Raw genomic sequence first — 12,710 nt, 5'->3', positions numbered from 1 at the left:
ACGAGGCCTGTCAGGCCTCGCGCTTGGGCGCAAAGCGCAGGATGGCGCAGGCGATCAGCGCCGACAGCAGCGAGCCGAGGAGGATGCCGATCTTCGCTTCATCGATGCGCTCCGGCTGCCCCGGGAAGGCCAGCTCGCCAATGAACAGGCTCATGGTGAAACCAATGCCGCAGAGCATGGCCACGCCATAGATCTGCAGCCAGCTTGCACCACGCGGCTTGGCCGCCAGGCCTGTCTTGACCGCCAGCAGCACTCCGGCGAACACTCCCAGTTGCTTGCCCAGCAGCAGGCCCAGGGCAATGCTCAGCGGCAGCGGGGCGAGTACGTCGCTCCAGCTCAGGTGGCTGAAGGACACCCCGGCGTTGGCGAAGCCGAAGGCTGGCACGATCAGGAAGCCGACCCACGGCGCCAGGCCGTGCTCGAGCTTGAGCAACGGGCTGGCGTTTTCACCTTTGCCGGCACCGGCGCTGTAGGGAATCAACAGCGCGCCGACCACGCCGGCGATGGTGGCGTGCACGCCGGACAGCAGGGTCACGTACCACAGCGCGGCGATACCCAGCAGGTAGGGCCACAGCGACACCACGCGCAGGCGGTTGAACGCCAGCAGCACGACGACGATCCCGGCTGCCGCCGCCAGGGCGAGCAGGTTGATCGACGAGGTGTAGAACAATGCGATGATCGCCACTGCGCCCATGTCGTCGATGATCGCCACCGAGACCAGCATCACTTTCAACGACAGCGGCGCATGCCGCCCCAGCAGTGCCAGGGCACCAACAGCGAAGGCGATATCGGTGGCCGCAGGGATCGCCCAGCCACTGGCAAGCCCAGGTTCGCCGCGCGAGAACGCCAGGTAGATCAGCGCCGGCACGGCCATGCCCATCAGTGCCGGCAGGGCCGGCAGACGCCGTTGCTCCCAGGTGGCGAGGCGGCCGTCGACCAGTTCGCGCTTGATTTCCAGACCCACCAACAGGAAGAACACCGCCATCAGGCCGTCGTTGATCCACAGGTGCACGGTCATCGGCCCGAGCTTGTCGCTGAGCGTCGGCCCCACAGGCAGGTGCAGCAGGTGTTGATAGGCCTCAGCCCAGGGGCTGTTGGCGATCACGATGGCCAGGGCGGCGGTGAACATCAACAGCACGCCGCCTGCGGCTTCGCTGGCCAGCAGGCGGCGCAGCACCGATTGCGAGGTGAGAGTGGGAAGGGGTGCATTCATCAAGGAGTCCTCGTTCATGGCGTCGCCTGCGCAAAAGCAGCGGTGCGTCGGAACGTGGACACAGCGAAACGATGGCGCCGGATGAACCGGACCACTGCAGCGAAAGGCGAGAAGAAGGGAAGGGTGTGGCGCATGGACGTGCCGGCCGCAAAAAAACGGAACGGCAAATACCAGGAATGTACGGAGGCTGCATGCAACATGGACGGACTCTCGGAAAACAAATGAATGTTCTCCGTATTCGGGAAGGCTCCCGGGCGCACGCAGCACACGCCAGGCAGCAATTCTACGGAGATGGGTGGCAGTTCGCCTGCGAAGTTTGCATCAAAATGTTGCCACTGCCGGATGGGCGGGGCCGCGCAGGGGTCATGCCGCTGTCATGCACCCTTGGTAAGGTCCAGGCGCTTTTGCGTCCAACAACAAAAAGGTGGCCCTGAAGGTGAATACCGGCACGCTCCGCAAACAGATCATCCTCCGCTCCCAGGACATGCACAGCGAGGCCTTCGGCGCACTGTTCTCGCGTATGTTCGACAACCTCTATGCCGACTCGCTGGTGCTGTCGGACGACCTGCTCATCGGCGGTGTCTACGGTCGCCATGGAGGCGTCAGCTTTCGCCGCATGCAGTACCAGGGCGATTGTTGCGTCACCTTCACCGACCCGCAGGACGAAATCACTTTCGTGCTGCCCAGCGCGGGAAAGGTGGTGTTCGGTCTCCAGAATGAAACCATCGGGCTGCCGGGCATGGGCCTGGCCATCGAGAAAAGGGCGTTGCGTACCTTGCGTTTCATCGACGGCCATGCCCAGTGCGGCATGTCGATCCGACGAAGTTTGATCACCGAGCGCCTGGCGGTGTTGCTGGGCAAGCCAGTGTTGCAGCCGATCCGCTTCGAGCCGCTGGTGGAGCTGGAGATGGCCGCCTGCCAAGGCATTCGCGCCCTGCTCGAACTGGCCACCGGCAACGAGTTCGATCAACTGATCCATGCCGGTGCGTTGATGCCGGTGCGTTTGCAGGAAATGCTGGTCGACGCGGTGATCGAGGCCTGGCCGCACAACCACAGCCAAGCCTTGCGCCGGCCTCTGCCGCAGATCGCGCCGCGGCACGTGAAGTTGGCCATGGACTGCATTCGCGCCAACCCGTCGAGCGCGACCCGCGGCACGGAATTGGCGGCCCTGGCCAACGTCAGCTTGCGTGCGTTGCAGCAGGGGTTTCGCAGGTTCCTGGGGTGTTCGATCGTGGACTACCAGCGGCAGGTGCGCCTGGAGCGGGCGTATGAGTCATTGCTGCATGGGGAGCCGGTTTCGGTTTCCGAGGTGGCATTGCGTCATGGCTTCAGCAATGCCGGGCGGTTCGCGCAGTATTTCCAGCAGGCCTATGGCGTGAGCCCGGCGCAGGTTCGGCGCAGGGGGTAGGCAGTTGGGGCGCTGAGCGCCCCTTGCGCCGCGATGGGCTGCGCAGCAGCCCCACACATTCAAAATGCGTAACTGGCCTTCAGGCTCCCGCTTACCCCATGGCTGTCACTGCCACCGCCAGCTGCCACTTCACCTCCCACGTTGAACGCCCCGAGGGTGGCCATCGCACTGACCCCGGCGCTGAACAGGTCGCGGTTGTCGTACGCGGCGCGCTGTTCGATATCCAGCCCGAGTAGGTGGCCTTCGCTGTCGACCTGGTGATCGCCCAGCACATGCTCGTATCCCAGCGTGAACCCCGGCATCAACTGCCAGCCGCCGCTCAGCTCGAGCGGCGCCAGGGTACCCTGGAGGTTGGCCACCGCGCTGCGCCGGGTTTCCTGGAGGCTGTACACCTCCAGCGCCAGCTCGCTGCCTTTCTCCGTGAAGCCGGAGCGGTCCACGTGGCTGACCCGCACGCCAAGGCTTGGCTCCAGCATCAGAGTGCCCGCCTGCATCCGATAGCCCAGCGCCAGGCCGGCCCCGGTCAGGTTGCCATGGCTGTCGCCCTTGGCCTGGCCCAGGCCGTTGCCCAGGTCGCGCTTGCTCTGGTAGTCGAACCAGCCGGCATGGGCATCGGCCTCGATGAACAGCCCGTGCTCCAGGCTGCCCGGCGCGAAGCGTGCGCCGGCGCTGAGAAAGGTCAGGTCGGTGTCTGCATCACCACCGGCGCCGCCGACGTTGCCGCGGCTGTAGCCGAAGCCTGCATGGGCGCTGAGCTGTTCGGAAAAGCGCTGGGTCAGGCCGACCATCAAGCCTTGGCTGTGCTCGTTGCTGCTACGTGCATGGGACGAGCCGTTGGTGCCCAGGTAGCTGGCCAGGGCCGTGCTCCACAGCCGCGTCTGGCCGACCTTGAGGTCCGTGCCGCTGGCGAAGGGCGCGCTGGCCTGTTCGATCATCGTGCCCTGGCGCAGCAAGTAGCTGGCAGCATCGGCGTGTACCTGGCCACCGACGGTGGCCTCGACGCCGTCCAGGGTACCGGCATCGATGGCCGATTGCAGGTAGTAGTTGTAGGCGCTGTAGGTGCCCGACAGGCTGCTGTCCTGCAGGCCTTGCAATAGCCGCGCGCCCGCCGCGGCGTTGCCTTGCAGGCCAGCCTGGCCGGGCAGGCTGTTGAAGCGGACCATCTTGCCGCGCAACACGTAGAGGGTTTCCTGGGACAGGCTCAGGCCTTGCTTGAGGTAGTTGTCCATGCTGCCGTAGCGCGCCTTCACCTCGTCCAGCCCTGCCTGTAGGTAGCTGGCCTCTACGCCGATCAACGGCCCGTAGATTTCGGCCAGGTTCGGCGGCAGCGAATCGAGGATCGCCGCCATGCGCGCGGCGGTGTAGGCGTTGGTGGCCAGGTAGTCCTGCATGATGGTGGCGTCGTCGACACCGGCGATGCTCTGCAGCAGCGCAGCGGTCCAGCCGGTGCGGTCCTTGCCGGCGGTGCAATGGAACAGCGCCGCGTCCTCGGTGCGGGCCAGCTCGTTGAACAGCACGGTGTACTGGCTGCGCATGCCGGCATCGTAGACGAAGGCTCGGTTGGTCTCCTTCATCATGGCTTCGGCTTCGGCGGCGCTGTGGAACACCATGTCGGTGATGTTGGCCCCCGAGGTGTTGTTGCCGATGATGTCGATGTTCCGGTAGGCCGCACCGGCCGGCAGGGTGTCGGGGGTGGCAGCGATCTCGCTGGGGGTGCGCAGGTCGAATACCGTGCCGATGCCGAGGCGCTCCAAGGTCGTCAGGTCCGAAGCGGTCGGGGTCACGGCATTGGAGCGATAGAACACCCCTGCGCGCAGGGTGCCGTCATGGGCGGTGCTGTAGGCGGTGGTGGTGCCGGCGATGTCGCGAAAGTTGTCCATGCCCACCAGGCGCGGGGTATCGAGCGGCTCGGCGCCATGGGCGGCGGAAATGGCGAGGGACAACAGGGACAGGGAGCAAAGGACACGTGGGTACACGGAGCTAGCCTCGTTGTTGGGTGATAGGCCAGCCACTATTAGCGTGATCGTCGACCGGTGTTAGTGCATTGATCCCGGGTGGCAACGATGAGTGCGCGATCGGTCCATGGGGTGCGTGATTTGTCTCTTCAGAGCGGGTTCGTGGGTTGTTTTTTCGGCCCCCATCGCGGGACAAGCCCGCTCCCACAGGCTAGCGGCTAGCGCTGCCCTCTGTGGGAGTGGGCTTGTCCCGCAAGAAGGCTCGAGCAGTTATAGGCAGGCGTACACCACCAACTCCACCAACATTTCCTCGCGTGCCAAGCCGGCTACCACGACGGCGGCGCGGTTGGGATAGGGCGCCTGGAAATATTGGCTGTAGAGGCTATTGACCGTGGCCAAGTAGCTGCGGTCGGTGACGTAGATCAGCACCTGGGTCACGGCGTCCAGCGAGCTGCCCGCAGCCTCCAGGGTGTGGCGCAGGTTGTCCAGGGCTTGGCGGGTCTGGGCTTCGATACCGCCAGCGACCACTTGGCCTTGGGCGTCGATGGGAATCTGCGCGGTATAGAGCGTGCCGTTGCCGACGACAGCCCATTCCAGCGGGGCCTTTGAGGCGAACAGGTCGGTCTTGATGGCGTATTTCATGGGTCGGTTCCTGAAAAGGTGGGCGCGGTCAGTCGGCATCGCTGCCGCCACCGGCGCCCTGCCGGCGCGAGGCCTCGGTGCTTTCGACCAGGATGTGTTCGGCCAGCTGCTTGAGCCGTTGCCAGGTCTGCTCGCTGACGGTGAAGCCCTCGGTGGGCAGGGTCGGTGGAATGGCTACTGGCTCGGTGTGCCGGGCAGGCCGGTTGAACAGCACCGTGATGCACTGTTCGGGCGCGGTAGAGACGGCATGTTCGTCGCTGTGCAGCGCAGGGCGGATGGCACCGGCGGCGAAGCTCGCCACATGTTGCTGGCGGGCATCGCCCCAGCGGGCCTGCACCTCGAGCCCCAGCTCCGCGGCCCGGCTGAGGTAGCCCAGCAGCAACAGGCGGTTGTGGCACTGGTGGATGCGCAACAGCGCCTGGCCAGTGCGCAAGGCCTTGCCCAGCGCCAGCTCCACCGCAGTCGCAGCGCAGCGCAGCACGCTCTGGCCTTGGGCATTGATCACCAGCACGGCGCTGTCCTCGTAGCACAAGGCGTAGGGGCGGTCGGCCTCCCGTTGCAGGTAGTCCAGAGCTTTGGCCAGGGTGCCGAGGCCATCCAGGCCTTGCAGGTGCAGCCAGCCAACCAAGTCGGCGGCATCTTCGCAATCGCCGCCGGCAAAGCCCATGCCTTCGAAGGCCTTGCGGCACATCACCTGGATTTCATTGAGCGATACGCGCATGGTCACAGGCCTCCTTGCGGCATGACTGCGAAGTTCCAGTCGTCGGCAAACGGTTGGCCGATCTCGCTGACCAGCGGCGCGCCCTGGAACAGGGTGATGCGCACCCAGCGACTGGACTTGGGGTCGAATTTGCCCGCACCGAAGAACGCCAGTTTGCAGCGCAGCAGGTGAATCGGCAGCATGTCGCGGGCCAGCAGGTTGGCGCGGATCTCGCCGTAACGGGTTTGCGCCATGCCTTGCAGGCGGCGCACCGTGCCCTTGAACGCTGGCTGGGCGATCAAGAAGTGCGCGGTCAGCGCCTGGGGCTGGGTGCGCAGGTGTTCGAGCACGGCCGCGTGGCAGCGCTGGAGATTGCGTGCGATGCCCAGTTGCATTTCCTTCTCGGCACCCGGCTCCTCGGCGCGCATGCCGAGGCGAGGCTCTTCTTTTTCAGCCGAGCGATACCAGAAGAAATGCTCGGCCTCCACGTCGCCGAAGTCATAGGCCAGGGCCCACCCGTACTGCTGCTCGATCAGCTCGCGCAGCTGCACCAGGGGCATCTGCGCATCCAGCCGCCAGGCTTCGGCCACGCCCATCTGGTCGGCCAAGGGCGTGATCTGTTCGGGGTACAGCTCCAGCAGCAGGCTGACCAACAGCTCCTGGCAACCCAGGCCGCCATGGGCCTCGCTCCATGCCAGCAGGCGAGGCCAGAGGTCGCCGCTCGCCGGTTGGCGTTCGAGCCATTCGGCCAGGGCGGTAAGCTCGGTCAGGGTGCACTGGTTTTGCGCGTGCTGGCGAGGGTCGTCGGTCAAGGTCTGGGCAAGGTGCTGGTGGGCGCGCTGCAACAGCGTGTGCAGGCGCGCCAGGTGGGCGGGTTCGGCCGCTTGCGACAGCACCTGGGCTAGTGCGGTTTCGCGTACGCTGATCCAGCGTTCCACCAGTTGCGGGTGGTTGATCAGGAAAGGCGCCATGCCCAGCCCGGTGGCGTTGCCGACGCCCAGGTAACGTTGCAGCGCCGGGGCCATCTTCACCGCCCGTTGCGGGTCGAGCGCCTGGGCCATGTGCTCGATCTGCTCGATGCTGAAGTGGCGCAGCAGATACACGGTGAACATCTGCGCCGCGAATGGCTGGTCGAAGTCCGCGTTGCCCTGCAAACAGGCGAAGTCGGCGATGCCGAACTTGCCATTGCCGTAGACGGCAGTGGTGCGGTAGAGGTAGCCGACCTCGGCCAGCTGGCGTGGGTCTGGCTGGCTGCCTTCGGCCAGCGCGGTCAGGAAACGGTCGAAATTGCGCAGGCTGCGGTTGGCCCGCGACAGCACCAGCACCCGGGCATCGAAGCGCCCGGCCTCCTGCAGCGGTACGTTGCGTTGCAGGTCGGCCAGTTGTGCCTCGTCCACATCCCCAGCCACCAGCACGAAGGTCACGTCCCACTGGTCGGCGATTACCCGGTCGCTGCGTTTCTCCGGCGGCAGGTAGGCCGAGAACAGCACGCAATGGTAATGGGCGTTCGGTGTGTCGATGCGATAGATGGCGGTGCCGAAGCCCTCTGCATCGAGGTCGAAGCGGCTGCGCCGGACCTGCCAGTGCTGGTTCATCATCCGCCGCATGCTGCTGCGCACGAAGCTCAGCGGGCTCTGGAAGTGGCTGCCCAGCCGGGCCAGGTCCATGACCTGGCTGGCGGGGCGCAGCGTGGGCGTTGCAAGCACGGTGTTGGACATTGTCGTTGTACCTGGATGCCTCATGTTCAGACGCCTTGTTCGCGGGCCATGTGCCGGGCGATGCGTACCGCATCCCACAGCGCTGGCAGGATCACCAGCGACACCGGCACCGCGGTGATGACAATGAAGGACTGCAGGGCCGTCACGCCGCCCGCTCCGATGGTGATCAGCACCACCGCCGCCAGGCCCATGCCGATGGCCCAAAAGCCGCACAGCCATTTCTTCGGTTTGTCGGTGCTGGACATCGCCAGCGCCACGGTGAACGCCATGGCATCGCCATTGGTGGCCACCGAGATGAAACTCAGGAACAGGAACAGCGCACTGACCAGGCCGCCCAGCGGCAGGTTCTGGGTCACGCCCAGCAGCAGGTCTTCTGGCTGTGAGCCATGGGCGGTGACGATGCCGGGTGTCTGCAGCTCCAGGCCGATGCCGGCGCCGCCGACCACGGTGAACCAGAACATGGTCACCAGCGGGGCGATGATCGACAACGTCATGATGATCTCGCGAATGGTGCGGCCCCGCGAGATGCGCGCGACGTACAGCGCCACCATGGGTGCGTAGCCGATGAACCAGCCCCAGTAGAACACCGTCCACCAGTCCAGCCACTTGGGGTCGGCGCGGAACATCGTCATTGGGATGAAGTGCTCCACGTGCAGGGCGAAGGCTGCCGGGAAACCGCCGAGGATGAACAGCGTCGGGCCGAAGACCACCATGAACACGGCAAGGCCAAGCATCAGCCACACGTTGATCTCGCTGACGAAGCGGATGCCCTTGAGCCCCACCAGGCACGAGACGGTGTACATCAGCGTGACCAGGACGATGGTGATCGACTGGGTGAGAATGCCGTTGGGCACACCCCAGACGGCATGCAGGGCGCTGCTGATCTGCAGGCCGAGGAAGCCGATCGGGCCGATGGTGCCGGCCACCACAGCGACGATCGAGGCAGCGTCGGCCAGGGTGCCGATGGGGCCCTTGAGCGCCCGCTCGCCGAACAGCGGGTAGAGCAGGGTGCGCGGTGCCAGCGGCAGGCCCTTGTCGTAATGAAGATGCATCAGCACGATTGCCAGCAGGCTGCCGAGCACCGCCCAGGCCAAGAAGCCCCAGTGCACGAACGATTGTGCCAAGGCCGCGGTAGCCGCCGCTTCGCTGTGCGGCTGCAGGCCCGCGAACAGCGGTGGTGGGCTGGCAAAATGCATCAGCGGTTCGGCGGCAGCCCAGAAGGCGCCGCCACCGGCCAGCAGGGCGCACATGATCACCGCGATCCAGTTGAAGGTGCTGATGTCCGGGCGCTGGGTGACGCCACCCAGACGCACGCGTCCGCATCTGGAGAAGCCGATCGCCAGGCTGACCGCGAAGGTCGCCAGCATCAGGACCTGCCAGTACAGGCCGAAGGCTTTGGTCGACCAGGCGAACAGGGTATTGACCAACGCCGAGACGGCGTCGATGTCGATCAGCGCGGCGAGCAGGAAGGCGCCGAGGAAGCCGCCGCTGATCAAGAACAGTGGCCAGTCGATGTCGCGTGCCAGTGGCAGGCGCATGGCCTGGCCCTCAGCTTGCAGGGTGGTTGGGTTTTTCATGAAGCCTCCGGAACCTGCGATTGTTGTTATTGTTGATGCTGTCCGTGCGGTGGGCTCAGGCCTGCGCCGTGGTGGCGGTTTCCAGCAGGCGCAACCAGTTCAGGCCCATGATCCTGCGCACGTCTTCCTCGGCGAAGCCTCGGGCGCGCAAGCCCTGGGCGATGTTGGGGAAGTCGCGGCTGTCGCGGAACCATGGCAGCGGCGCGGGCCAGTTGGCGTTGTCCTTGGAGCCTTCGCCGTAGTCCTTTTCCTTGCTCCAGCGGCCGTTGCGCATCCATTCCAGTACGGCCAGCGGTTGCGCCTGGCACAGGTCGGTGCCAATGCCGATGTGCTCCACGCCCATGAGGTCGGCGGTGCGCGCGACCATGTCGCAGAAGCTCTCCAGGCTGCATTCCGAGGCACCCTTGAGGTGGAAGGGGTAGGTGCTGAAGCCCAGCAGCCCGCCGGACTCGGCGATGGCACGCAGTACCGCGTCGGACTTGTTGCGCTTGGCGGCATGGAAGCTCGACGGGTTGGCGTGGGAGATGATCACCGGCCGGCTGGACAGCTCGATGGCCTCCAGGGTGCTGCGCTCGGCACTGTGGGACATGTCGATCAACATGCCGACCCGGTTCATCTCGGCGATCACCTGGCGGCCGAAGCGGCTGATGCCATTGTCTTCGCGCTCGTAGCAACCGCTGGCCAGCAGGCTCTGGTTGTTGTAGGTGAGCTGCATGACGAACACGCCCAACTGGCGGAAGACCTCCACCAGGGCGATGTCGTCCTCGATCGGCGAGCAGTTCTGGAAACCGAAGAAGATCCCCACACGGCCTTCCTCGTGGGCCAGGCGGATGTCGCTGGCCGTGCGCACCGGGCGGATCAGTTCGGGCCAGGTTTCGAAACGGCGGTTCCATTCGCCCAGGCGCGACAGGGTTTCGCGAGCATTCTCGTGGTAGGCGATGGTGGCGTGTACCGCGCTCAGGCCACCGGCCTGCATTTGCTGGAATATCTCCGGGCTCCAGTTGGAATACTGCAGGCCGTCGATCATCAAGAGGTCGTGCATGGCGAGTATTCCTTTCAGGGGCGCAGGTAGGTGGTCTTGACCACGGTGTAGAAGTCGCGGGCGTATTGCCCCTGTTCGCGCGGGCCGAAGCTCGAGGCTTTGCGGCCGCCGAACGGCACGTGGTAGTCGGTGCCGGCGGTGGGCAGGTTGACCATCACGCAGCCGGTCTGGGCGCGGCGCTTGAAGGCGCTGGCGTGGCGCAGCGACTGGGTGATGATGCCGGCGGTGAGGCCGTAGCGGGTGTCGTTGAGCGTAGCCATGGCCTCTTCGAAGTCGCGCACGCGGATCACGCAGGCGATGGGGCCGAAGACTTCCTCGCGGTTGATGCGCATGTCGTTGCGGCTGTCGATGAACAGCGCCGGACGCATGTAGTAGCCGTCGGTTTCCAGTTGCAGGCGCTCGCCGCCTTCGATCAGGGTGGCGCCTTCGGCCTGTGCCAGGCGCAGGTATTCCAGGTTCTGTTCCAGTTGGCGGGCTTCGGCCACCGGGCCGATCTGCACACCAGCGTGCAGGGCATGACCGACCTTGAGCTGGCGCATGCGCAGGCGCAGCGCCTGGACGAAACGGTCATGGATCGCCTCGCAGACGATCAGCCGCGAGGACGCCGTGCACTTCTGCCCGGTGCCGAAGAAGGCACCGTTGAGCGCGCATTCCACCGCCAGGTCGAGGTCGGCGTCGTCCATCACCACCAAGGCGTTCTTGCTGCCCATCTCCAGCTGGCAGCGCACCAGGTTGCCGGCAGTGGCCATGGCCACGTGGCGACCGGTCTCCAGAGAACCAGTGAAGGTCAGTGCGTCGATGTCGGCCGACTGCACGAGGGTTTCACCGACGCTGGCGCCGCTGCCCATGACCAGGTTGAAGGTGCCTTCCGGCAGGCCCTGGCGGCTGATGATCTCGGTCAGCGCCCAGGCGCTGGCTGGCACCAGGTTGGCAGGCTTGAACACCACGGTATTGCCGAAGGCCAGGGCCGGGGCGATCTTCCAGGCGGCGGTGGCCATGGGGAAGTTCCAGGGGGTGATGATGCCCACCACGCCAACCGGTTCGCGGTGCACTTCGATGTCGATGCCGGGGCGCACGGAAGCGGCGGTCTCGCCCATCTGGCGCAACACCTCGGCGGCATAGTAGTGGAAGAACTGGCCACTGCGGTGGACCTCGCTGATGCCTTCGGCCAGCGGCTTGCCTTCTTCTCGCGAGAGCAGTTCGCCAAGCTCTGCCTTGCGGGCGATCAGCTCGTCGCCGATGGCCATCAGCACTTGCTGGCGGGCTTCCAGGCCGGTCGCGGCCCAGCGTGGCTGCGCGGCGCGGGCGGCCTGGATGGCCTGGTGGGTCTGCTCAGCGCTGGCCTGGTGGTAGCGGCCGATCAAGTCGCGGGTGTCCGAGGGGCTGTGGTTGTCGATGGTGGCGTGGCCTTCGCACCACTGGCCATCGATGTAGTTCTTGTAGGTGTTGAGTGACATGGATGAAAGCCTCCGTTTGCCTGGCTTCCATCATGCGAGCAATATGGTGCAAATAAAAATTAATAAAAAAAATGCTTTGATAAGGATCGTTAACCATGTTGCCCGAGTTGAAGATCGCCCAGCTGCGCTATTTCGTGCTGGTGGCCGAGCTCAAGAGTTTCCATGCCGCCGCACGCCAGGCCTACCGCACCCAGCCCGCGATATCGCTGGCGGTGCGCGAACTCGAACAGAAACTGGGCCAGCCCTTGGTAGAGAAGGGCGGTGGCCGGGTGGAACTGACGCCCTTCGGCGAGCATTGCCTGCCGCTGTTTCGCGGCTTGCTCGAACACCACGACCGGATCGCCCGTGAGGCCATGCTGCTGGCCCGTCACGAAATCGGCCAAGTCAGCATCGCTACCGTACCGTCGGTGGCCAGTCGCTTGTTGCCAGGGCCACTGGCGCGTTTCGTGGCCGAGCACCCGAACGTGCAGGTGAGCATTCAGGACGGCACGGCCGAAAGCGTTCAGCAGTTGCTGGCCCAGGGGCAGGTGGATTTCAGTATCGGCAGCCTGTGGATGGAGGATGAGCAGGTCGAATTCACGTCGATCATCAACGACCAGGTCGGGGTGGTGTGCCGGGCTGACCACCCGCTGGTGACGGTGGGCGGTGCCCTGCATTGGTCGCAACTGCAGGACGTGCCGATGATCCGCAATGGCACCTCGCGGCTGCTCGAAGGCACCGATGCGGCGTGTTTGCTGGAGCACAGTCGGCTGTTCGTCTCCAACATGATTTCGTTGATCGCGATGCTGGAGGAGGGGGTAGGGGTCAGTACCTTGCCGTACCTGGCGTTTCCCTTGGAGAACGAAAAACTCGCATTCCTGCCGCTGGCAGAGCCCAAGGTGGAGCGCCAGATCGGCATGCTGACACGCAAGGGGCGCAGCCTGTCGCCAGCGGCGCAAGCGTTGATGGGGTTCTTGCGGGCGCAGTTGCCGAGCGCTGGGCATTGAGGATTTCAGGGG

Annotated in this window: 10 protein-coding genes; 2 read left to right on the top strand and 8 right to left on the bottom strand. The window is 65.3% G+C overall.

Going from position 1 to position 12,710, the window contains the following annotated elements; translation table 11 throughout:
- Window positions 1–10: 10 nt before the first annotated feature.
- Entirely contained in the window at window positions 11–1,213 is a 1,203-nt protein-coding gene (gene nhaA / locus IRZ56_RS01635) for a Na+/H+ antiporter NhaA (protein WP_196143302.1), read from the bottom strand.
- A 436-nt stretch (window positions 1,214–1,649) separates the two neighbouring features.
- On the opposite strand from nhaA, the gene IRZ56_RS01630 reads away from it, so the two are divergent.
- Window positions 1,650–2,621, top strand: a complete 972-nt coding sequence (locus IRZ56_RS01630) for a helix-turn-helix domain-containing protein (RefSeq protein WP_328310479.1) — start codon at window positions 1,650–1,652, stop codon at window positions 2,619–2,621.
- A 59-nt stretch (window positions 2,622–2,680) separates the two neighbouring features.
- On the opposite strand, the gene IRZ56_RS01625 is transcribed toward IRZ56_RS01630, so the two are convergent.
- The 7 genes from IRZ56_RS01625 to IRZ56_RS01595 form a co-directional block, all read right to left on the bottom strand.
- A complete protein-coding gene (locus tag IRZ56_RS01625; protein ID WP_196143301.1) occupies window positions 2,681–4,597 on the bottom strand; it encodes a tyrosine-protein phosphatase in 1,917 nt (638 codons plus the stop codon).
- A 249-nt stretch (window positions 4,598–4,846) separates the two neighbouring features.
- Window positions 4,847–5,218: a RidA family protein gene (locus IRZ56_RS01620; RefSeq protein WP_196143300.1), complete on the bottom strand. Its 372-nt coding sequence runs from the start codon at window positions 5,216–5,218 to the stop codon at window positions 4,847–4,849.
- Window positions 5,219–5,246: 28 nt separating this feature from the next.
- On the bottom strand, window positions 5,247–5,939 hold the full coding sequence (locus IRZ56_RS01615; RefSeq protein ID WP_196143299.1) for a DUF3726 domain-containing protein: 693 nt from the start codon (window positions 5,937–5,939) through the stop codon (window positions 5,247–5,249).
- 2 nt (window positions 5,940–5,941) lie between these two features.
- Window positions 5,942–7,636 carry a hypothetical protein gene (locus IRZ56_RS01610; protein WP_196143298.1) on the bottom strand — a complete coding sequence of 565 codons (1,695 nt, stop codon included), beginning with the start codon at window positions 7,634–7,636 and terminating at the stop codon, window positions 5,942–5,944.
- A gap of 26 nt (window positions 7,637–7,662) precedes the next feature.
- Window positions 7,663–9,213 carry a BCCT family transporter gene (locus tag IRZ56_RS01605; RefSeq protein ID WP_196143297.1) on the bottom strand — a complete coding sequence of 517 codons (1,551 nt, stop codon included), beginning with the start codon at window positions 9,211–9,213 and terminating at the stop codon, window positions 7,663–7,665.
- Between the two features lie 55 nt (window positions 9,214–9,268).
- Window positions 9,269–10,255: a dipeptidase gene (locus IRZ56_RS01600; protein ID WP_196143296.1), complete on the bottom strand. Its 987-nt coding sequence runs from the start codon at window positions 10,253–10,255 to the stop codon at window positions 9,269–9,271.
- Window positions 10,256–10,269: 14 nt separating this feature from the next.
- Window positions 10,270–11,712: an aldehyde dehydrogenase family protein gene (locus IRZ56_RS01595; RefSeq protein ID WP_196143295.1), complete on the bottom strand. Its 1,443-nt coding sequence runs from the start codon at window positions 11,710–11,712 to the stop codon at window positions 10,270–10,272.
- A 95-nt stretch (window positions 11,713–11,807) separates the two neighbouring features.
- Here IRZ56_RS01595 and IRZ56_RS01590 point away from each other — a divergent pair, with 95 nt between their 5' ends.
- Window positions 11,808–12,698, top strand: a complete 891-nt coding sequence (locus tag IRZ56_RS01590; RefSeq protein ID WP_196143294.1) for a LysR family transcriptional regulator — start codon at window positions 11,808–11,810, stop codon at window positions 12,696–12,698.
- The last annotated feature ends 12 nt before the right edge of the window (window positions 12,699–12,710 follow it).

The organism is Pseudomonas guariconensis, assembly GCF_015680235.1.
In the GTDB taxonomy this organism is placed as follows: domain Bacteria; phylum Pseudomonadota; class Gammaproteobacteria; order Pseudomonadales; family Pseudomonadaceae; genus Aquipseudomonas; species Aquipseudomonas guariconensis_A.
Note: the sequence above shows the minus strand (reverse complement) of the source record. Positions and strands in the feature narration are given on the sequence as shown.

Coding starts and splice junctions, on each gene's coding strand:
- IRZ56_RS01600 (WP_196143296.1), bottom strand. CDS start 10,255: ATGCACGACCTCTTGATGATCGACGGCCTGCAGTATTCCAACTGGAGC.
- IRZ56_RS01620 (WP_196143300.1), bottom strand. CDS start 5,218: ATGAAATACGCCATCAAGACCGACCTGTTCGCCTCAAAGGCCCCGCTG.
- IRZ56_RS01615 (WP_196143299.1), bottom strand. CDS start 5,939: ATGCGCGTATCGCTCAATGAAATCCAGGTGATGTGCCGCAAGGCCTTC.
- nhaA (WP_196143302.1), bottom strand. CDS start 1,213: ATGAATGCACCCCTTCCCACTCTCACCTCGCAATCGGTGCTGCGCCGC.
- IRZ56_RS01590 (WP_196143294.1), top strand. CDS start 11,808: ATGTTGCCCGAGTTGAAGATCGCCCAGCTGCGCTATTTCGTGCTGGTG.
- IRZ56_RS01605 (WP_196143297.1), bottom strand. CDS start 9,213: ATGAAAAACCCAACCACCCTGCAAGCTGAGGGCCAGGCCATGCGCCTG.
- IRZ56_RS01595 (WP_196143295.1), bottom strand. CDS start 11,712: ATGTCACTCAACACCTACAAGAACTACATCGATGGCCAGTGGTGCGAA.
- IRZ56_RS01610 (WP_196143298.1), bottom strand. CDS start 7,636: ATGTCCAACACCGTGCTTGCAACGCCCACGCTGCGCCCCGCCAGCCAG.